19 protein-coding genes are annotated in these 19,335 nt (G+C 69.3%); 3 read left to right on the top strand and 16 right to left on the bottom strand.

Annotated elements, in window-relative coordinates; genetic code table 11:
• Window positions 1-110: 110 nt before the first annotated feature.
• Window positions 111-752, bottom strand: a complete 642-nt coding sequence (gene rpsD, locus WJM96_RS14085; protein ID WP_424813149.1) for a 30S ribosomal protein S4 — start codon at window positions 750-752, stop codon at window positions 111-113.
• A 212-nt stretch (window positions 753-964) separates the two neighbouring features.
• Between rpsD and WJM96_RS14080 the strand changes: the two genes are divergently transcribed.
• Window positions 965-1,168 (top strand): hypothetical protein, encoded by a 204-nt coding sequence (locus tag WJM96_RS14080; RefSeq protein ID WP_424813148.1) that lies wholly within the window; start codon window positions 965-967, stop codon window positions 1,166-1,168.
• A gap of 55 nt (window positions 1,169-1,223) precedes the next feature.
• Here WJM96_RS14080 and WJM96_RS14075 read toward each other — a convergent pair whose 3' ends face one another.
• The 3 genes from WJM96_RS14075 to WJM96_RS14065 are packed head-to-tail and all read right to left on the bottom strand — an operon-like array spanning window position 1,224 to window position 3,879.
• Window positions 1,224-1,715 carry a MaoC family dehydratase gene (locus tag WJM96_RS14075; RefSeq protein ID WP_424813147.1) on the bottom strand — a complete coding sequence of 164 codons (492 nt, stop codon included), beginning with the start codon at window positions 1,713-1,715 and terminating at the stop codon, window positions 1,224-1,226.
• Window positions 1,712-2,665, bottom strand: a complete 954-nt coding sequence (locus WJM96_RS14070) for a tripartite tricarboxylate transporter substrate binding protein (RefSeq protein ID WP_424813146.1) — start codon at window positions 2,663-2,665, stop codon at window positions 1,712-1,714. The genes WJM96_RS14075 and WJM96_RS14070 overlap by 4 nt, the downstream gene beginning before the upstream one ends.
• 17 nt (window positions 2,666-2,682) lie before the next feature.
• Window positions 2,683-3,879, bottom strand: a complete 1,197-nt coding sequence (locus WJM96_RS14065) for a CaiB/BaiF CoA transferase family protein (RefSeq protein ID WP_424813145.1) — start codon at window positions 3,877-3,879, stop codon at window positions 2,683-2,685.
• A gap of 73 nt (window positions 3,880-3,952) precedes the next feature.
• On the opposite strand from WJM96_RS14065, the gene WJM96_RS14060 reads away from it, so the two are divergent.
• Window positions 3,953-4,867 carry a LysR substrate-binding domain-containing protein gene (locus tag WJM96_RS14060; RefSeq protein ID WP_424813144.1) on the top strand — a complete coding sequence of 305 codons (915 nt, stop codon included), beginning with the start codon at window positions 3,953-3,955 and terminating at the stop codon, window positions 4,865-4,867.
• On the opposite strand, the gene WJM96_RS14055 is transcribed toward WJM96_RS14060, so the two are convergent.
• The 12 genes from WJM96_RS14055 to gabD are packed head-to-tail and all read right to left on the bottom strand — an operon-like array spanning window position 4,864 to window position 18,430.
• Window positions 4,864-5,358, bottom strand: coding sequence for a DUF2165 family protein (locus WJM96_RS14055; RefSeq protein WP_424813142.1), 495 nt, complete (start codon window positions 5,356-5,358; stop codon window positions 4,864-4,866). The two genes, WJM96_RS14060 and WJM96_RS14055, sit on opposite strands and share 4 nt — an antisense overlap.
• Window positions 5,355-6,143: an RNA methyltransferase gene (locus WJM96_RS14050; protein ID WP_424813141.1), complete on the bottom strand. Its 789-nt coding sequence runs from the start codon at window positions 6,141-6,143 to the stop codon at window positions 5,355-5,357. The genes WJM96_RS14055 and WJM96_RS14050 overlap by 4 nt, the downstream gene beginning before the upstream one ends.
• Before the next feature lie 3 nt (window positions 6,144-6,146).
• Complete coding sequence (gene cysS, locus WJM96_RS14045) at window positions 6,147-7,568, bottom strand: cysteine--tRNA ligase (RefSeq protein ID WP_424813140.1); 1,422 nt, start codon at window positions 7,566-7,568, stop codon at window positions 6,147-6,149.
• Entirely contained in the window at window positions 7,565-8,887 is a 1,323-nt protein-coding gene (locus WJM96_RS14040; RefSeq protein ID WP_424813139.1) for a glutamate--tRNA ligase, read from the bottom strand. The genes cysS and WJM96_RS14040 overlap by 4 nt, the downstream gene beginning before the upstream one ends.
• Complete coding sequence (locus WJM96_RS14035) at window positions 8,884-9,279, bottom strand: hypothetical protein (protein ID WP_424813138.1); 396 nt, start codon at window positions 9,277-9,279, stop codon at window positions 8,884-8,886. The genes WJM96_RS14040 and WJM96_RS14035 overlap by 4 nt, the downstream gene beginning before the upstream one ends.
• On the bottom strand, window positions 9,276-10,940 hold the full coding sequence (locus tag WJM96_RS14030; RefSeq protein WP_424813137.1) for an NAD+ synthase: 1,665 nt from the start codon (window positions 10,938-10,940) through the stop codon (window positions 9,276-9,278). The genes WJM96_RS14035 and WJM96_RS14030 overlap by 4 nt, the downstream gene beginning before the upstream one ends.
• A 31-nt stretch (window positions 10,941-10,971) precedes the next feature.
• Window positions 10,972-11,808 carry a DMT family transporter gene (locus WJM96_RS14025; protein ID WP_424813136.1) on the bottom strand — a complete coding sequence of 279 codons (837 nt, stop codon included), beginning with the start codon at window positions 11,806-11,808 and terminating at the stop codon, window positions 10,972-10,974.
• A gap of 41 nt (window positions 11,809-11,849) precedes the next feature.
• Entirely contained in the window at window positions 11,850-13,040 is a 1,191-nt protein-coding gene (locus WJM96_RS14020; protein WP_424813135.1) for a nicotinate phosphoribosyltransferase, read from the bottom strand.
• Complete coding sequence (locus WJM96_RS14015; protein WP_424813134.1) at window positions 13,037-14,422, bottom strand: class II 3-deoxy-7-phosphoheptulonate synthase; 1,386 nt, start codon at window positions 14,420-14,422, stop codon at window positions 13,037-13,039. Before WJM96_RS14015 ends, WJM96_RS14020 begins: the two co-directional genes overlap by 4 nt.
• A gap of 57 nt (window positions 14,423-14,479) precedes the next feature.
• Window positions 14,480-15,874, bottom strand: a complete 1,395-nt coding sequence (gorA, locus tag WJM96_RS14010; RefSeq protein WP_424813133.1) for a glutathione-disulfide reductase — start codon at window positions 15,872-15,874, stop codon at window positions 14,480-14,482.
• The gene (locus WJM96_RS14005; protein ID WP_424813132.1) at window positions 15,871-16,950 is read right to left on the bottom strand and encodes a class I SAM-dependent methyltransferase; all 1,080 of its coding nucleotides are present in this window, start codon (window positions 16,948-16,950) and stop codon (window positions 15,871-15,873) included. Before WJM96_RS14005 ends, gorA begins: the two co-directional genes overlap by 4 nt.
• 7 nt (window positions 16,951-16,957) lie before the next feature.
• On the bottom strand, window positions 16,958-18,430 hold the full coding sequence (gabD, locus tag WJM96_RS14000; protein WP_424813131.1) for an NADP-dependent succinate-semialdehyde dehydrogenase: 1,473 nt from the start codon (window positions 18,428-18,430) through the stop codon (window positions 16,958-16,960).
• A gap of 107 nt (window positions 18,431-18,537) precedes the next feature.
• Between gabD and WJM96_RS13995 the strand changes: the two genes are divergently transcribed.
• Window positions 18,538-19,326, top strand: coding sequence for a cyclase family protein (locus WJM96_RS13995; protein WP_424813130.1), 789 nt, complete (start codon window positions 18,538-18,540; stop codon window positions 19,324-19,326).
• The last annotated feature ends 9 nt before the right edge of the window (window positions 19,327-19,335 follow it).

Genomic DNA, 19,335 nt, shown 5'->3' with positions numbered 1-19,335 from the left:
CGGGGATCATGCCGAATCGTCAACCACTCTGCCGTGACGTTCCGGAAATGAAAAAGGCGGCGCGGACATGCCGCACCGCCTTCGAAATATTCCCCGAAACGGGGCCGAAATCAGCGCGAGTAGAACTCGACGACCAGGTTCGGCTCCATCTGGACCGGGTACGGAACGTCGCTGAACTTCGGCGCGCGCAGGATGCGGCCCTTCATCGCGCGGTGATCGACCTCGAGGTACTCCGGCACATCGCGGCCGGCTTCCTGCGTGGCGTCCAGCACCATGGTCAGCTGCTTCGACTTCTCCTTCACCTCGATCGTGTCGGTGTCCTTCACGAGGTAGGAGGGGATGTTGAGGCGCTTGCCGTTGATCAGCACGTGGCCATGGTTCACGAACTGGCGCGCCGCGAAGGGCGTCACCGCGAACTTCAGGCGGTAGATGATGGTGTCGAGGCGGCGCTCCAGCAGCTCGATCAGGTTCTCGGAGGTGTCGCCCTTCCGGCGCACGGCCTCGTCGTAATACTTGCGGAACTGCTTCTCGCCGATGTTGCCGTAGTAGCCCTTGAGCTTCTGCTTGGCCATCAGCTGGATGCCGAAGTCGGTCGGCTTGTTCTTGCGGCGCTGGCCATGCTGGCCGGGGCCATAGGTGCGGGCGCCCTGCTCGCCCTTGCGGGGCTTGGAGACGGGGCTCTTCGCGCGGCCCCAGAGGTTCTCACCAAGGCGGCGGTTGATCTTGTACTTGGAGGCAAGGCGCTTCGTCATGCGCGGCTCTTCCGGCGCCGAGGGGCGACCGGACCTTTCGTTGCTTGCGGAGCCATTCTCAGCTTCGCGGGTTGTCCCGGTAGTCTTTGGCCCTCGCGGACCGAAGCGGGCGCACGCCCCGAAGGCGTGTCCTCTTTCCCAGGAATGGCGCGGCGTTTAGGCCCTGATGCCGGGCTTGTCAAACCCGAGCCGCCCCGACTACTCCGGTCGCCATGGTGACGCGCGAAGAGATCCTGATCCTCGGCCTGACGGCGGGCGTCGTCGGCAGCCTGGTGGGCGGGCTGATGCTCGGCTTCGGGCTCATCGCCGTCTCGCAGGGCATCCATATGGGGTGGCTGCTCGTGCTGCCAGGGGCGCCGGTGGGCGGGTGCCTCGGCTACCTCCTGGCGCGCAAACTGGCGAAGAGGCTGGTCTAGCGTCTGATCCGCTCCTGCGGCTTCGCCGAAGCGGTGAATCAGCCGCTCCAAAGTCTCAGCCAGCCGGCTGCCGCTTGCGGATGAGGTAGCGGTGCCGCCCCTCCAGCACCATCACGCCATCCTGGTTGTGGACGGTGCTGCGCAGCCCGACCACGCCCGTCGTGCGGTTGGGCGAGAGCTCGTCCACCTCCAGGCACGGGTACAGCGTGTCCCCCAGCACCACAGGGTGCAGGAAGCGGCTGGACTGCTCCAGGAAGGCCTTCAGCGAGTCCTCGACGAGGTGCGGGAACATCCCCGCCCCGGCCGCCGTCTGAATCGCGATCTGGAAGCCATGGGCCAGCATGTCCTTGAGCCCATGCGCACGGCAGAACTCGCGGTCGTAGTGGATCGGGTGGTTGTCGCCGCTCGCCGCCTGGAAGGCGAGGAAGATGGCGCTCGTCATCGTGCGGCTGGGCAGCGGGAAGCGCTCGCCCAGCTGGAAGTCCTCGAACCAGCGCTGCTCGGCCACCATGCGGTGCCGGCGCGGATCGAATGCGGTGTCGTTCATTGCGTGCTCATCCCTGACCGGCGCACCACTTCGCGCCATTTCGCGATTTCCTGCGTGACGAACTGACCCAGCGCCTCGGGCGGCGCGGGCTCGGCCAACTCGGCGCCGAGCTCGGCGAAGCGGGCGCGCAGCCGCGGCTCTGCCACGGCCTGGCGCGTGGCGGCGTTGAGGCGCTGCACCATCTCGCGCGGCGTGCCCGCCGGGAAGAAGACGCCGCTCCAGGTATAGGCCTCGTAGCCCGGCACGCCGCTCTCGGCGATGGTCGGCAGCTCGGGTGCCACCTCGCTGCGCGTCAGCATCGACCACGCTATGGCGCGGCCCATGCCGGCGCGTGCCTGGGCGAGGCCGCTCGCCGCCGCGTCGATGTAGAAGTCGATCCGCCCGGCCGCGAGATCCGTCATCGCGGGCGCCGAGCCGCGATAGGGAATGTGCACCGCCTCCAGCCCCGCCATCATCAGCAGCAGCGCCGTGCCCAGGTGCGGCGCGCTGCCCACGCCTGCCGACCCATAGACCGCCTGCCCGTTGCGGGATTTCAGCCAGTCGAGGAAGCCGCGCATGTCGGCCACCGGCAGGTCCTTCCGCACCAGCACGACGAGCGGCACCTTCGCCACCAGCGCGACGGGCGCGAAGTCCTTCTCGGTGTCGTAGGGCAGGCTGGGCATCAGCGACGGGTTCACGGCATGCGCGACGGTGGTAAGCAGCGCGGTCTGGCCGTCCGGCGCCGCCTTGGCGACGGCATCGGTGCCGACCATCACGCCCGCGCCCGTGCGGTTCTCGACCACGACGCGGCTTTCCAGGAAGGGAGGCAAGGTCTCCGCGAGGATGCGCGCCTGGATGTCGGTCGGGCCGCCCGCCGCATAGGGGACGATCAACCGCAGGCTGTTGGATTGCGCGCGGGCCAGGGCCGGCGCGGCGAGCCCCGCCGCGATCAGGTGACGTCTTCTGAGCATGGTTTCCTCTTTCGTTGTCAGATGGCGCCAGCGGCGCGGAATGCCTCGATCTCCGCCGACGTGAAGCCCAGGCCGGCCAGCACGGCATCGGTATGGGCGCCGAGGGCAGGGACTTCGCCCATCGCGGCCTCCACATCGCCAAAGGTCACGGGCGGCAGCATGGCGCGGACGGCCCCGACCGGGGTTGCCACCTCCCGCCAACGATCGCGGGCGGCGAGTTGCGGGTGGTTCCAGACCTCGCGCGCATCGTTCATGCGGCCATTGGCGATGCCCGCGCGCTCCAGCCGCGCCGTCACCTCGGCGCTGCCGAGCGCCGCGAATTCCCGCTCGATGATCGCCGTCATCGCCTCACGGTTCTGCACGCGGGCAATATTGGTGGCGAAGCGCGGGTCGGCCGCGAGATCCGGCTTCCCGAGCACGATCCGGCAGAAACCCGGCCACTCGCGATCGTTCTGGATGCCGAAGATGACCTGGCCATCGCCCGCGTGGTGCACGCCATAGGGTGCCAGGCTCGGATGGCTGCTCGCACGGCGCTCCGGCGGGCCCGCGCCATAGGCGGCATGGTAGAGCGAATTGCCGAGCCATTCGGCCATGGCATCCAGCATCGCGACCTGCAGATGCGCCCCCTGCCCGCTCCGCCCCCGCCGGACCAGCGCCGAGAGAATGCCGGAGGAGACGTACATGCCCGTGGCGATGTCGGCCGCCGAGATTCCCGCGCGGGCCGGGATCTCCGCCGTGCCGGTCACGCTCATTAGCCCGGCCTCGGCCTGGATGAGCAGGTCGTAGGCCTTGCGGTTCGCATAGGGTCCGCCCTCGCCATAGCCGGAGATGTCGCAAAGGATCAGGCCCGGATGCCGGGCCGACAGGGCTTCCCAGGAAAGGCCCAGCCGGGCGGTCGCTCCAGGCGCCCAGTTCTGCACGACGACATCCACGGAGCCCACCAGCCGCGCCAGGATCCCGGCCGCGCCGGGTGCCTTCACGTCCAGCGTGACGCTGCGCTTGCCGCGATTCAGCCAGATGAAGAAGGAGGACATGCCCCGGACCGCGCCATCGTAGCCGCGCGCGAAATCGCCGGCGCCGGGACGTTCCAGCTTGATCACCTCCGCGCCCATGTCGGCGAGCTGGCGCGTGGCGATCGGCGCCGCGACGGCGTGCTCCAGCGCCAGCACGCGGAGGCCGGCAAGCGGCAGGTCGGGATGGCTGGGCAGTGACATTGGGGCGTTCCTCTCAGGGGCGTTGTGTCGCGCCGCTTGCGAGCCGCCGCAAACCAGTAATAGTCAGAGCATCATGAGGAAAACTCATCACGAGCGCCGCCGCCCCCCGCCGCTCAACCCCATGCGCGCCTTCGAATCCGCCGCGCGCCATCTGAGCTTCACCCGCGCCGCCGAGGAGCTGGGCGTGACGCAGGGCGCCATCAGCCGTGCGGTCGCGGCGCTGGAGGAGCATTTCGGCTTCCCCCTTTTCGAACGCACGGGCAGCGGTCTGATCGCGGCGGAGGGCGCCGCCGCCTTCGCTCGGCAGGTGGGTCTGGCGCTGGACCGCATGACGGAGGCGGCTGCGGCGCTTGCCGCGCAGCGGACGGGCGGACGCGTGCTGGTGCTGCAGGCCTATTCCGGCTTCGCCTCACGCTGGCTGGTGCCGCGCCTGCCGGAATTCCATGCGGCGCATCCGGGCGTCGACCTGCGGCTCGCCTCGGCACATGACCGCGCGGGGCCGGGCGGCGGTCGCTTCGACCTCCGCATCCGCTACGGCAAGCCGCCCTGGCGCGGCGAGGCGTCCGAGCTGCTGTTCCGCGACGAGCTGTGCCCGGTCTGCGCGCCCTCGCTGCTCGACCCGCGCGGCGCGCCCTATCCGGTGGAGGCCATCGGCGAGCTGCGGCTCATCGGCTTGCGCTGGTTCCCGCGCGATTGGCCGGAATGGTTCGCCGCCGCCGGATCGCCGGTTCCGGCCGACGCCGAGACGATCATCTTCGAGGAGCTGAGCGTCGCCTATGAAGCCGCCGAGCACGGCCACGGCATCGCGCTCGGCCAGCGGCGGCATGTGGCGAGGGATATCGCGGCGGGGCGGCTCTTCGAGCCCTTTGCGCCCGTGCTGCGGCGGGAGGCCGGCTATTATCTCACCTGGCGGCAGGAGCGCGCCAGCGACCCGGCGCTGCAGGCGTTCCGACACTGGTTGCTCGAGACCATGCGCGCGGAGGGCTAAGGCAATTCGCGTTCCGGCATCGCCAGGAAGACCAGGCCCAGCATGAGCGGCGTGTAGAATCGGAAGGCGGCCGTCTGGCCGTTCCATTGCGGCGACTGCCACATCTGGAACCACTCGCCGCCCACGATCATGAAGCCGACGAACCAGACGCCGAAGCCCGCCATGGCGCCCAGGATGGCCCAGGACTTCGCGGCCTCGAAACGCGCGGCGGGCGCGCGCAGGGCTGCGAGCATGCGGATGGCACCCGCGAGAAAGAGCATTCCCGTCAGCGCCTCGCCCGCGATGATCAGCGCGTAGCCCGCATGCCACCAGCTGGGATTCAGGATCGCGCGGCCCCGCAGCGCGCCGGCCTCGAAGGTCGTGTCCATGCTCAGCACATGTCGCACGAAGGCGAAGTTGGTCTCGTAGTCGATGACGTTGTCGAAGGCGACGAGCAGCGCGAAGGCCGCGAAGGCGAAGCTCATGAAGATCTTCGCCAGCCGCAGGGTCATGGCTTTTCCGGGCGCCCGTGCCGCATGCGCCCGCGCGACAACTCGGCCACCACGCCGTGGAGTGTCCGCAGCTCCTGCTCCGTGACCTCTCCGCGCTGGAACCAGTGGCGCAGGTTGCGGATCATGCCCGGGCGCTTGGGCTCGTTGCGCAGGAAGCCGCAGGCGTCGAGCTCGTCGATCAGGTGGCCCATGAAGTTCTCGAGCTCGCCCTTGGTGGCGACATGGGTCTTGTGGGTCTGCAGCTCGCGCGGCGGCGTGCCATCGGCCGCGACCCACCATTCATAGGCCATCACCATCACCGCCTGGGCGAGGTTGAGCGAGCTGAATTCCGGGTTGAGCGGATAGCGAACCAGCGTATCGGCGCGTGCCAGATCCTCGGACTCCAGCCCCGCGCGCTCGGGGCCGAAGAGGATGGCCACACGCTCGCCGCGCGCGTTGATGGCGCGCAGCTCGGCCGCCGCGCCGCGCGCCGTCATGACGGGCACGACGACATGGCGCGGGCGCGGACAGGTGGCGATCACGCGGTGGCAATCGGCGACCGCTTCATCGACGGTCTCGAAGACCTGCGCGGCATCCAGCAACCGGTCGGCACCCGAGGATGCGGCCCAGGCGCGCTGCTGGGGCCAGCCGTCGCGCGGCGCGACGAGGCGCAGGTGAAACAGCCCGCCATTGGCCATCGCGCGCGCCGTGGTGCCGATATTCTCCGCGAGCTGCGGCCGCACCAGCACCACGATGGGCGTCTCGCCATCCGGCGCGACGAGCGGCGCTGCGCCTTCCTCGCGCATGGCTCAGGCGCGCTTCCAGATGGTGCCGCCGGCGCTGTCCTCCAGCACGATGCCGTCGGCCAGCAGCGCGGCGCGGATGCGGTCGGCCTCGGCGAAGTCGCGATTCTGGCGGGCGGCAGCGCGGGCGGCGATGGCGGCCTCGATCGCGCCGGCATCCACGCCGCCCTGCAGCCAGGCCTGCGGCTCGCCCTGGGCGAGGCCCAGCACGCCGGCGGCCTCGCGGAAGGCCGCGGCGGCCTGGCCCGGCACTAGCGTCCAGGGCTTGCCGATGCGCCCGAGCACGGCGGCGGCCGAGCCACCCACCGTCGCGGCATTTTCCAGCGTGCGAAGGTCGCGCAGGCGGCTGATGGCCAGCGGCGTGTTCAGGTCGTCGAGCAGGGGCGCTACGGCCCATTCCGCCATCTCGCCGATGAGGGGCGACTCAGGCGCGGCGGGCGCTCGGGAGAGCATGGAGTAGCTGTCGTCGAGCTCCTGCTTCGCCTCCTCCAGCCCAGCCTGGGTGTAGTCGAGCGCGGAGCGGTAATGCGTGCGCAGCAGCAGCAGGCGGAAGGCCTCGCCCACCCAGGGGCCCTGGGCCAGGATGTCGCGCAGCGTGAAGAAGTTGCCGAGGCTCTTCGACATCTTCTCGCCGTCCACCAGCAGCATGCCGTTGTGCAGCCAGGTGTGCGCCATGAAGCTGGTGCCGAAGGCGCAGCGCGACTGCGCGACCTCGTTCTCATGGTGCGGGAAGAGCAGGTCCGCGCCGCCGCCATGAATGTCGAACTGCTCGCCCAGATGCTTCCAGGACATGGCCGAGCACTCGATGTGCCAGCCCGGCCGGCCGCGGCCCCAGGGGCTGTCCCAGCCCGGCATGTCGTCGGCGCTGGGCTTCCAAAGCACGAAGTCGCCCGGGTCGCGCTTGTAGGGAGCCACGTCGATGCGCGCGCCGGCCAGCAGCTCATCCTGATTGCGGCCGGAGAGCTTGCCGTAGTCGCCGAAGCTGCCGACGCTGAAGAGCACATGGCCCTCGGCCGCATAGGCATGGCCGCGCGCGATGAGCTTCTCGTTCATCGCGATCATCTCGGCGATATGCGCCGTCGCGGTCGGCTCCACATCCGGCGGCAGGTTGCCGAGCGCGGCCATGTCGCGATGGAAATCCGCCGTGGTGCGGGCGGTGATGGCCGAGATCGGCTCGCCGGACTCGCGGGCGCGCGCGTTGATCTTGTCGTCCACATCCGTGATGTTCCGCGCATAGGTCACGCGCGGGTAGAGGCGGCGCAGCAGCCGCGCCAGCACGTCGAACACCACGACCGGCCGCGCATTGCCGAGATGCGCGAGGTCATAGACCGTGGGCCCGCAGACATAGAGCTTCACATGCTCCGGATCGAGCGCGCGGAAGGGCTCCTCGCGCCGCGTCAGGCTGTTGTGGAAGCGAAGCTCGGTCATGCGGAAAGTCTTTCGAGGACGCGCGCACGGCCCATCAGCGGCAGCAGCGTCTTGAGGTCGGGGCCATGATCCTCGCCGGTCAAGGCGAGGCGCAGCGGCATGAACAGCGCCTTGCCCTTCCGGTCGGTGGCGGCCTTGAGGGCATCCGTCCAGCGCGGCCAGGTCTCGGCGTCGAAGGGCTCGGCGGGCAGCAGTTCGCGCGCCTGCTGGAGGTAGGCCGCTTCTTCCGGCTGCTCGACGGGCGCGATGTGGCCGCGCACCACCTCCCACCAATGCTTCGCCTCGGGCATGAGGTCGAGATTGCCGCGCACGGCATCCCAGAACGCCGCATCGGCGCCGGCCGGGAGGTGCGGCCGTGCTTCCTCGAAGGGCATGGCGTGCAGCAGCTTGCGGTTCAGCGCCAGCATCTGCCGCGGATCGAAGCGGGGCGAGGAATGCGAGACCGCGGCGAGGTCGTAGCTCTCCAGCAGCTGACGCGGCGTCGCCGGCGACGGATCGTGCGAGGTGCCGAGGGCACCGAGATAGCCGGTGACCGAAGCCGCCTCCACGCCGTCGCGCCGCAGCTGGCGCAGCGAGAGCGAGCCGATGCGCTTGGAGAGCGGGCCGCCATCCGCATCGGTCAGCAACGGCAGGTGCGCGAACTGCACCTTGCGGACGTCACCGCCCAGCGCGCGCCAGATATCGAGCTGCACGCCCGTGTTGGTGACATGGTCCTCGCCGCGTACGATATGCGTGACGCCCGTCTCCAGGTCATCGACGACGGAGGTGAAGGTGTAGAGCGGCGAGCCGTCGGCCCGGATCAGCACGGGGTCGCTCAGCGAGGGCAGCTTCACCGCGCGGCGGCCCAGCACGCCGTCCTGCCACTCCACGGTGGTGCCGGAGAGCTTGAAGCGCCAATAGGGGCGCTTGCCGTTCTCCATGGCGCGGGCGAGCTGCTCGGCCGTCATCTTCAGCGCGCCCCGGTCGTAGATCGGCGGGCGGCCCTGCTTGAGGCGCTGGTCGCGCTTGTAGTTCAGCTCCTCCTCGGTCTCGAGGCAGGGGTAGAGATGGCCGCTGGCCTTCAGCCGCTCGGCGGCGGCGGCATAGGCAGCGAGCCGGTCCAGCTGGCGGAAGCTCGTGTCCCAGTCGAGCCCGAGCCAGCGCAGGTCCTCCTCGATGGCCTGGGCGAATTCCGCCTTGCTGCGGCCGACATCCGTGTCGTCGAGGCGCAGCACCAGCTCGGCACCGAGCTTGCGAGCCAGCAGCCAGTTGGCGAGCGCGATGCGCGCGTTGCCGACATGGAGATGCCCGGTGGGCGAAGGCGCGAAGCGGAGCTTCATGCGCCCTCTCCCTCGTCGTCGCCGTCATCCTCGTCGTCACCGATGCGGCGAGGGTCGAGGCTGCGCCAGTTGCGGTCCTCCGGGTCGCGCGACGGCGCGGCGGCGAAATCCGCGAGCTCGCTCGCGCTCGTCCAGGCGCCTTCCGTGCCATCGATCACGGCGTCCTCGCCGAAGGCGAACCAGGCATCGCGCGCCTCGTCGGCGCTGGCGCCGCGCGGGCGGCAGATCTCCATCGAATCCCGGACGTAGCGCCGCGCGAAAGCGTTGGCATGGGCGAGCGACGTGAAGCCGCGCACCGTCTCGATCGGCTCGGAGCCATTGGCGCCGGACAGGTCCATGATGCGGACCTCGATGCCCTCGGCCTTGCCGAGGATGTCGTCTTCGATGCTCAAGTGACCAGTCCGGTGAAGCCGTTGGTGATGGGGTAGCGGCGATCGCGGCCGAAGGCGCGGCGGCCGATCTTCACGCCCGGGGGCGCTTGGCGGCGCTTGTACTCGGCGCGATCCAGCATGCGCCAGACGCGCAGGATCAGCGCACGCTCGAAGCCCTGCGCGACGAGCTCGTCCACGCTGCGCTCCTCCTCGACCAGCCCGTTCAGGATGGCGTCCAGCACCTCGTAGGGCGGCAGGGTGTCCTGGTCCTTCTGGTCGGGCTTGAGCTCGGCGCTGGGGGGCTTGGTGATGACGCGCTCGGGCATCACGGCGCCCTTCGGGCCGAGCCCGCCCGCCGGGAAGTTGTCGTTGCGCCAGCGGCAGACGGCGAAGACGTCGGTCTTGTAGACGTCCTTGAGCACGGAATAGCCGCCGCACATGTCGCCGTAGATGGTGGCGTAGCCCGTGCTCATCTCGCTCTTGTTGCCGGTGGTCAGCAGCATGTTCCCGAACTTGTTCGAGAGCGCCATGAGCGTGACGCCGCGGATGCGCGACTGGATGTTCTCCTCCGTGATGTCGGGCGCGCGGTTGGCGAAGCTCGGCGCCAGCATCGTGTGGAAGGCGTCCATCGCGGGGCCGATGGGGATGGTGTCGTACTGGATGCCCAGCAGGCGGGCGCACTCAGCCGCATCCTCCAGGCTCTCCTGGCTGGTATAGGGCGAGGGCATCATCACGCAGCGCACGCGGTCCGGCCCGAGCGCATCGGCGGCGACGGCGGCCGAGATCGCGGAATCGATGCCGCCCGAAAGGCCCAGCACCACGCCGGGGAAGCCGTTCTTGTTCACGTAGTCGCGCAGGCCCAGCACCATCGCGCTGTAAATCTGCTGCGCGCGCGCCTCGGCCGGCGGGATGGGCTGCGGCTCGCAACGCCAGACGTCGCCGTTGCGCGTCCAGTCGGTGAAGCCCAGCGCCTCCGTGAAGGAGGGCATGCGGACGGCAAGGCTGCGGTCCGAGTTCAAGACGAAGCTCGCGCCGTCGAAGACCAGCTCGTCCTGGCCGCAATTCTGGTTGAGGAAGACGAAGGGCAGCCCCGTCTCCACCACCCGCGCCACCGCGAGGTCCACGCGCGATTGCGCCTTGTCCACCTCGAAGGGCGAGCCGTTGATGGAGAGCAGCAGTTCCGCCCCGCTCTCGCTCAGCGTCTCGGAGACGGCAGGGAACCACCAGTCCTCGCAGATCATCAGGCCGAGCCGCAGGCCACGGAAGTTCACCGGGCCGGGCGCCGGGCCGGGATCGAAGACGCGCTTGTCGTCGAAGACGCCGTAGTTCGGCAGCTCGTGCTTGGCGCGGCGCGCGACGATCTTGCCGCCATCCAGCAGGAAGGCCGCGTTGAAGAGCTTGCCGCCCTCGTACCAGGGCCCACCGACGACGAGGCCGGGGCCGCCATCGGCAGTCTCCTCGGCCAGGGCCTGGATCTCCGCCTCGCACATGGCGCGGAAGGCGGGCTTCAGCACCAGGTCCTCGGGCGGGTAGCCGGCGATGCTGAATTCGGGCGTGACCAGCAGGTCGGCGCCGCCGGCGGCGGCCTCCGCCCTCAGCGCGCGGATCTTCGCGGCGTTGGCGCGCAACTGACCCTCATGGGGGTTCATCTGCGCCAGGGCGATGCGGATGCGGTCGATCATGCCTTCGAAGTAGGCGGCGGCTGGTCCAGGGTCAACGCATCCGCAACGCGGGACCGGCCACACCGGCCATCATGCCAAAGGTCGCGACCGCCACGCCGGCCCAGCCCACCCAGCCCAGCGTCTCGCCCAGGAGCGGCCAGGCGCCCAGCGCCACCATGGCCGGGACGATGGAGGTGATCATGGAGGTCTGCGGCGCCCCCAGCAGCACGGCCGCCCGGGTGAAGAGCGAGCCCGCCACCACGACGGACAGCGTGCCCTGGTAGAAGAGATGGAAGAGGATGGCCCCCCAGGGCACCTCGCCCAGCCCGGTCGGCAGAGCCAGCCACCAGATGGGCAGGTAGAGGGGCGCGGCGATCAGCGCCACGGCCAGCGTCGCGTCCAGCGCCTTCACGCCCCAGCGGCGGACCATCCACATATAGGCGGTCCAGCTCATGCAGCCCGCGATGAAGAAGAGATCCCCCCGCCAGGCGCCGGGGTGCGAGCGGAAGGTCTCGGAGGCCAGCAGCCCGATGCCGGCCGCGACGATCCCGAGCGAGAGGGTCCGCTGCCAGCTCCAGTGCTCGCCGAAGGTCCACCACCAGAGGCCCGCGGCCAGGAAGGGCAGCAGGCCCGGCAGCAGCACCCCGCCATGCGCGGCCGGCGCGAAGTGGAAGCCCCAATAGGCGCAGAGGGGGAAGCCGAAGGCTGCAGCCGCGCAGATGGCCATCGCCCTCCCCGCCGTCAGGCTGCCCCAGCCCCGGTAGGCCAGGAGAGGCAACGCGGTGAGGAAGGCGCCGGAATAGCGCAGCGCCGCGACGTCCCAGGGCGTGAAGGCCTGGACGGCCAGCATGCGCGAGAAGAGCAGGAAGCCCGTCCAGATGAACAGCACGCCGAAGGCGCAGAGCAGACCCTGCTGGCGCGGCGTGAGACTCAGGCGCCGTGCCCGTTGCCGTTGCGGCGGCGGCCTTCCTGCCGCAGCAGGAACTCGCGGCCCAGCTTCACGCGCGGCGTGCCGTCATAGTCCACGATATCGGCCGTGGCGTAGGTCTCGCTCCAGATATCCGGGATGAAACTGCCCGTGCCCACCACGTCGACCGGCGCATGCGCCTCGTTCATCACGCGGCACTTCTGCACGGAGAAGCCGGAGGAGGCGACGATGCGGACCTTGTCGAAACCTGCCTCGTTCAGCGCCTCGCGCATGCGCCAGACGGCGGCGGCGGAAACGCCGGTGCCCACCAGGTGCCTGAGCTCCGCATCGCTGCGGTAGCGCCGGATGGCCGAGGGCGCATGGCGCTCCAGCACGGCGTAGCTTTCGGCCGGGTCCAATCCTTCGAGGAAGCGGCCGCCATGGGTGTCGAGCCGCACGGACATGCGCCCGGCCGCCGCGATCTCGGGGAAGCGCCGGCACACGGCCAGCGCATCCGTGACCTCCATGCCGAAATAGTCGACCAGCACGGTCAGAGGCTCGTCCGGGAAGGTCTCCCGGAACATCTCGGCGGCGCGGAGCGTGGAGCCCGCGTAGCCGATCAGCGCATGCGGCATCGTGCCGCGCCCGGTCTCGTTGCCGAACCAATGCGCGGTGGCGTCCGTGGCATTGCCGACGAAGCCCTTGGCCCCCTCGCGCCGCGCCGCCGCGCTGCCGACCGAGGCCGCATAGGCCATCATGTCCTGCATCTCGAAGCCCGCGCAGTGCCGCGCCTCCATGGCGAGGAAAGCCGTCTCCGGCATCTCCAGGCACATCTGGTAGGCGTTGTGGGCGGCCACGCAGGCCGGGCCGAGCTTCTGGAGATACAGCGTCTCGAGGTCCGAGAGCGCGGCGAAGGAACCGGTGAGGTAGAGCAGCGGATCGCCCGCGCCGACCCAGGAGCCCTCGGGGTACTTCACCTCGATCTCGAAGGGCGTGCCACGCGCGCGGGCCACGCGCTCCAGCCACTCGACGGCCATGCGCGGCGCGGAGATGACCGGCCGGCGCAGGAAGACCGCGTAGGTGACGCGGCTGTCGCCGAACTTCTCGACGATGCGGCGCGTGCGGTTGAAGTAGCTGTCCGTGCGCGCCGTGATATCGCGCTCGAGGTCCGGCCGACCGGCCGGGGCCTTTGGTCGGTCGGACGTCTCGCTCATTGCGCGGCCTGGACCAGCCCGCGCTCAGGCCGCGCCCGATGCGCCTTGAGCTCCTCCGCGATGAGGAAGGCCAGCTCCAGCGACTGCTCGGCGTTCAGCCGGGGATCGCAGAAGGTGGCGTAGTTGGCCGCGAGGTCCGCGGGCGTCAGGCGATGGGCGCCGCCGATGCACTCGGTCACGTTGCGGCCCGTCATCTCCACATGCACGCCGCCGGCGACGGTGCCCTCGGCGGACATGACGTCGAAGAAGCGGCGCACCTCGGCCAGGATCGCGTCGAAGCTGCGCGTCTTGTAGCCGTTCTGCGTGGTGGTGTTGCCGTGCATCGGGTCGCAGAGCCAGACCACCTTGCGCCCGGCGGCGCGCAGGGCGCGGGCCAGCGGGGCCAGCTTCTGCTCCACCTTCTCATGCCCCATGCGGGTGATGAGGGTGAGGCGGCCGGCGTCGTTGGCCGGGTTCAGGATCTCCGTGAGGCGCAGCAGCTCGTCGGCCTCCATGGAGGGGCCGACCTTCATGCCGATCGGGTTCGCGACCCCGCGCAGGAACTCGACATGCGCGCCGTCCGGCTGGCGGGTGCGGTCGCCGATCCAGAGGAAGTGGGCCGAGCAGGCGTAGGTCTTGCCGAGATGCGTGCTGCTCTCGCGCGTCAGCGCCTCTTCATAGGGAAGCAGCAGGCTCTCATGGCTCGTGTAGAAGGCCGTCTCGCGGATCTGCGGCGCGTTGTCGCTGTTCATGCCGCAGGCGGCCATGAAGCTCAGCGTCTCGTCGATGCGGGACGCCAGGCCCTCATACTGCTTGGACAGCGGGCTGCGGGCGACGAAGTCGAGGTTCCAGCGATGCACCTGGTGCAGGTCGGCGAAGCCGCCGGTCGCGAAGGCACGCAGCAGGTTCAGCGTCGCCGCCGACTGCAGGTAGGCGAACTCCATCCGCTGCGGGTCGGGCAGGCGGGCCTCGGCAGTGAAATCGGCGCCATTGATGATGTCGCCGCGATAGGAGGGCAGCGTGACATCGCCCTGCTTCTCGACATCCGAGGAGCGGGGCTTGGCGAACTGGCCTGCCATGCGGCCGAGCTTCACCACGGGCATGCCCGCGCCGAAGGTCAGCACCACGGCCATCTGCAGCAGCACCTTGAAGGTGTCGCGGATGGTGTCGGCGCGGAAATCGGCGAAGCTCTCCGCGCAGTCACCGCCCTGGAGCACGAAAGCCCGGCCTTCGGAAGCTTCGGCGAGCGCGGCCTTCAGTCGCTCGCACTCGCCTGCAAAAACGAGGGGCGGAAAGGTCGCGACCTTGCCCTCCATCGCCGCGAGGGCCGCGGGATTGGCATATTCCGGCACCTGCCGGATGGGCATCTGCCTCCAGGAGGAGGGGCGCCAGTCGCGCGCCATGGCACAGAACTCCAAGGTCAATTGGCCGGACAGGTTACGGCAGGATGGCGGAAAACGCTACTCGGCCGCGGTTTTCGCTGGTTCGGCAGCAGGCATGCCCGCAACGCGGGTCCGGGTCCGCAGGGTCACGAACTCCTCGGCCGCCGTGGGGTGGATGCCGATGGTCCGGTCGAAATCCTGCTTGGTCGCGCCCATCACCACCGCGATGCCGATGCCCTGCATGATCTCTGCCGCGTCCTCGCCCAGCATGTGGGCGCCGACCACCTTCTGCGTCGCCTGGTCCACCACCAGCTTCATCAGGGTCTTGCGGCCCTCGCGCTTCGTCATGGTGTGCCGCATGGGCGTGAACTTGCTGACGTAGACGTCCACCGGGCCCCGCTTGGCGGCCTCCTCCTCCGACAGCCCCACCGTGCCGATCGGGGGCGAGGTGAAGATGGCGGTGGGGACGTTCTCGTAGCTCGCCTTGCGGGGGTTCTTGCCGAAGAGCGTGTCGGCCAGGGCATGCCCCACGGCGGTCGCCATGGGGGTCAGGTTCACGCGGTCGATCACGTCGCCGATCGCGTAGATGTGCGGCACGTTGGTCGCGTGCTCGTCATCCACCGGGATGGCGCCGCCGGGCTTCACGGTAACGCCCGCCTTTTCCAGGCCGAGACCCTGCGTATAGGGCTCGCGCCCCGTGCAGAAGAAGACCGCGTCCACCTCGCGCGTGAAGTTGTTGGTGAGCGTCAGCATCAGCGCGTCGTCGATCTTCGTGATGCGTGTCGGCACGCAGCCGGCGCTCATCGTAATGCCCTGGGCCGTCATGGCCTCGGTGACGGCGAGGCGGATGTCGCCGTCGAAGCCGCGCAGGGGCTGGTCGGCGCGGAAGAAGACCTCCACCTCCGCGCCCAGGCCGCCCAGCAGGCAGGCGAATTCGAGCGCGATATAGCCCGAGCCGACGACGGCGGCGCGCTTCGGCAGGGCCTTCAGCTCGAACAGCCCGTCGGAGATCATGCCGAGCTCGGCGCCCGGGATATCCGGACGCGTGGCGCGGCCGCCGGTGGCGATGACGATGCGCTCGGCCGTCACCTTCTGGTCTCCGACCTGCAGCGTATGGTCGTCGATGAAGGTCGCGCGCGCGTCGAAATGCCGGACGCCCGCGCCCTGCAGCATGCGGCCATAGATGCCCGAGAGGCGCGCCACCTCGGCATCCCGCGCCTGCGCGAGCTTCAGCCAGTCATGGCCGTGATTCTCGATGTTCCAGCCGAAGGCCAGGGCGTCCTGCGCCCACTGGCCGTATTCGGCGGCGTTCACCATGAGCTTCTTCGGCACGCAGCCGACATTGACGCAGGTGCCGCCCCAGAACCGCTCCTCCGCCACGCCCACGCGCGCGCCATGGCCCGCCGCGATGCGCGCCGTGCGCACGCCCGCCGAACCGCCGCCGATCACGAAGAGGTCGAAGTCGTAGGTCATGGAGGTGTCCAGTCCGGATGCCGCGAAGCGACAATCATGTGGGAACGGTAAGTCTGATGCGGGAAGTAGCTGGGGGCCCATCCGGTCCGATGGAAGGCCTCGATCAGGTAGCTGTACTGGAAGCCCAGCTCCATCCAGCCCCGCCGGATGGATTCAATGGAGAGCGCATCCAGCCGCGGACCCCAGGCATAGGGCACCGGCCCGTCCGTCATCCCGTCCGGGATCAGCGGCTCGCCGCAGAGGATGATGCGGCCGCCCGGCGCCACCCGGTCCCGCAAGCGGCTGAGAAGGCCCGGCATATCGGGGCAGTGGTGGAAGGCCTCGAAGAAGATGATGGCGTCGAAGCGCTCGTCGCCGAAGCCCTCGCCGAAGACGTCGCGGTCGCAGGCGATGGAGAGGCCCATCGTCTCGGCCTGCCGCTGGATGAGCGTGAGGTATTCCTGCTCGATGTCCACCGCATGGCAGCGATAGCCCAAGCGCGCGAGCGTGATGAGGAACTGCCCGGTTCCCGGCCCGTATTCCAGGACCGAAGCCGGCGGCGGCGCGCCGATCTGCCGCAGCATCGAGGCGTAGCAGTCGAAGAACTCAGCGACGAGGACCGGATCGCGATAGTCGAAGGGCGAGAGACCGCTCCAAAGATCGCGGTCCTGCATGGTGTGGTGGATCAGCTCGTCATGGCCGGGCGTGTAGCCGCCGCGGCCGCGCAGCCGGTCCATGAGTTCCATGGCCAGCTCGGAATACTCGGGCGAGAAGGGATCGAGCTCCCGCATCCGCAGCGCCTCGGGCGGCGGCTTCAGATGGAGGGTGGTGAGGTCGTAATAGGTGTCCTGCGGGGCGCCCGGCGCGCGGCTCCGCACGGCCTCGATACGCTCGAGCATTTCCTCGAGCGTATCCACCTCCTGGAAAGGCTTCACCGGCTGCGGCGCAGTCTCCGGATCGGCCGCGGGCTCGGCCGCCGCCACCATCTCGGGCAGGCCGAGCACGGGGCGCAGCTTGACCTTCGCCTCCTCGGGCAACCGGCGCCACAGCGCGGTGGCCAACCCGTGCTGGAAGACCCTCGCGCGCAGTCCACTCATGCGGCGATCAAATTCCGCCAAGCGCGAGGTACTTGATCTCCAGATAGTCGTCGATGCCGTACTTGCTGCCCTCGCGGCCCAGGCCCGACTGCTTCACGCCGCCGAAGGGAGCGACCTCGGTGGAGATCAGGCCCTCGTTGATGCCGATGATGCCGGCCTCGATGCCCTCCGCCACGCGGAAGATGCGGCCGACATCGCGCGCGTAGAAATAAGCCGCGAGGCCGAACTCGCTGTCGTTCGCCAGCGCCACGCCTTCCTCGTCCGTCTTGAACTTAAAGAGCGGCGCGACGGGGCCGAAGGTCTCCTCGCGGAAGATCAGCGCGTCGTGCGGCACATCGGTCAGTACGGTGGGCTGGAAGAAGTTGCCGCCCTTCTCATGGCGATGGCCGCCGGTCAGCACCTTGGCGCCGTGCTTGGTCGCGTCGGCGATATGCTCCTCCACCTTGGCCACGGCGTCGGAATTGATGAGCGGACCCTGCGTCACGCCCGGCTCCATGCCGTTGCCGACCTTCAGCTTCTCCACCGCCTCCTTGAGCTTCGCGGCGAAAGCGTCATAGACGCCCTCCTGCACCAGCACGCGGTTGGCGCAGACGCAGGTCTGTCCGGTGTTGCGGTACTTGCTGGCCATCACGCCCTGCACAGCGGCGTCGAGATCGGCGTCGTCGAAGACGAGGAACGGCGCGTTGCCGCCCAGCTCCATGCTGGTCTTCTTGATAGTCGGCGCGCATTGCTCCAGCAGCGTGCGGCCCACCTCGGTGCTGCCGGTGAAGGTCAGCTTGCGCACGAGCGGGTTGGAGGTGAGCTCCGCGCCCGTCTCCCGCGCCGGGCCGGTGATGACGTTGCACACGCCGGCCGGCATGCCCGCGCGCTCGGCCAGCACAGCCAGCGCCAGGGCCGAGAACGGGGTCTGCGAGGCCGGGCGGATGACGCCCGTGCAGCCGGCGGCCCAGCCGGGGCCGGCCTTGCGGGTGATCATGGCGGCCGGGAAGTTCCAGGGCGTGATGGCGGCGAAGACGCCGATCGGCTCCTTCATCACGATGACGCGGCGGCCCTGGGCGTTCTGCGGGATCACGTCGCCGTAGATGCGCTTGCCCTCTTCGGCGAACCACTCGATGAAGCTCGCCGCATAGGCGATCTCGCCCTTCGCCTCGGCCAAGGGCTTGCCCTGCTCGGCCGTCATGATCGCCGCGAGGTCGTCGGTATTGGCGATCATCAGCTCGAAGAGCTTGCGCAGGATGGCGGCGCGATCCTTGGCCAGAAGCTTGCGCCACGCGGGGAGCGCCGCGTTCGCGGCCTCGATGGCGCGGCGCGTTTCGGCCTGACCCATGGCGGGGACATGCCCCACGATCTCGCCGGTCGCGGGGTTCTTCACCGCTACGGTCTTGCGGCTATCGGCCTGAACCCACTGGCCATTGATGCAATTCGCCTGGCGGAAGAGATCCGGATCCTTCAGGGGAAGCTTGGCGGTCGTGTCGAGCATGGTGGTTATCCTCCGTCCTGACCGGGAAGATAGGCCCATCCGGCGCAATTGTCAGGGCCGGGGCCGCTGCCTAGGCTTTCCGGCAAGGAAACGAACCGGGAGGCCGCATGCCGCGCCGCATCATCGACATCTCCGTCGCACTCAAGTCGGGCATCGCGAGTGACCCGCCGCGCATGCTGCCGGATATCAAGTACATCGACCACCACATGAGCGCGCCCGCCATGGCCGAGTACATGGAGGTGCCGGTCGCCGCCCTGCCCGAAGGCGAGTATGCGGCCGTCGAGCAGGTCAATATCAGCACCCATAACGGCACGCATCTGGACGCCCCGTACCACTTCTTCTCGCGCATGAACGAGCGCACGGTGCCGGGGGGCGAGCCCTCCTGGCGGATCGACGAGGTGCCGCTCGACTGGTGCTTCCAGCCGGGCGTGAAGCTGGATTTCCGCACCAAGCCCGACGGCTACGTCTGCACGCCCGACGACGTGAAGCGGGAGCTGGACCGCATCGGCCATACGCTGAAGCCGCTGGAGATCGTCGTCGTGAACACCGCGGCCGGCACGCGCTACGGTCAGGACGACTTCATCGACACGGGCTGCGGCATGGGCAAGGCCGCGACACTCTGGATGCTGGAGCAAGGCGTGCGGCTTGTGGGCACGGATGCATGGTCCTGGGACGCGCCCTTCAGCCACACCAGGAAGCGCGTGGCCGAGACGGGCGATGCCTCGCTGATCTGGGAAGGGCATCGCGCAGGGCGGGAGATCGGCTACTGCCACCTGGAGAAGCTGGCGAACCTGGACCAGCTTCCCGCAACCGGATTCACGGTGGCGTGCTTCCCGGTGAAGGTGCATCGCGGCAGCGCCGGATGGACGCGGGCCGTCGCAATCATCGACGAGTAAAAGATGGCG

Source organism: Roseococcus sp. YIM B11640 (genome assembly GCF_049727625.1).
In the GTDB taxonomy this organism is placed as follows: domain Bacteria; phylum Pseudomonadota; class Alphaproteobacteria; order Acetobacterales; family Acetobacteraceae; genus Roseococcus.
Note: the sequence above shows the minus strand (reverse complement) of the source record. Positions and strands in the feature narration are given on the sequence as shown.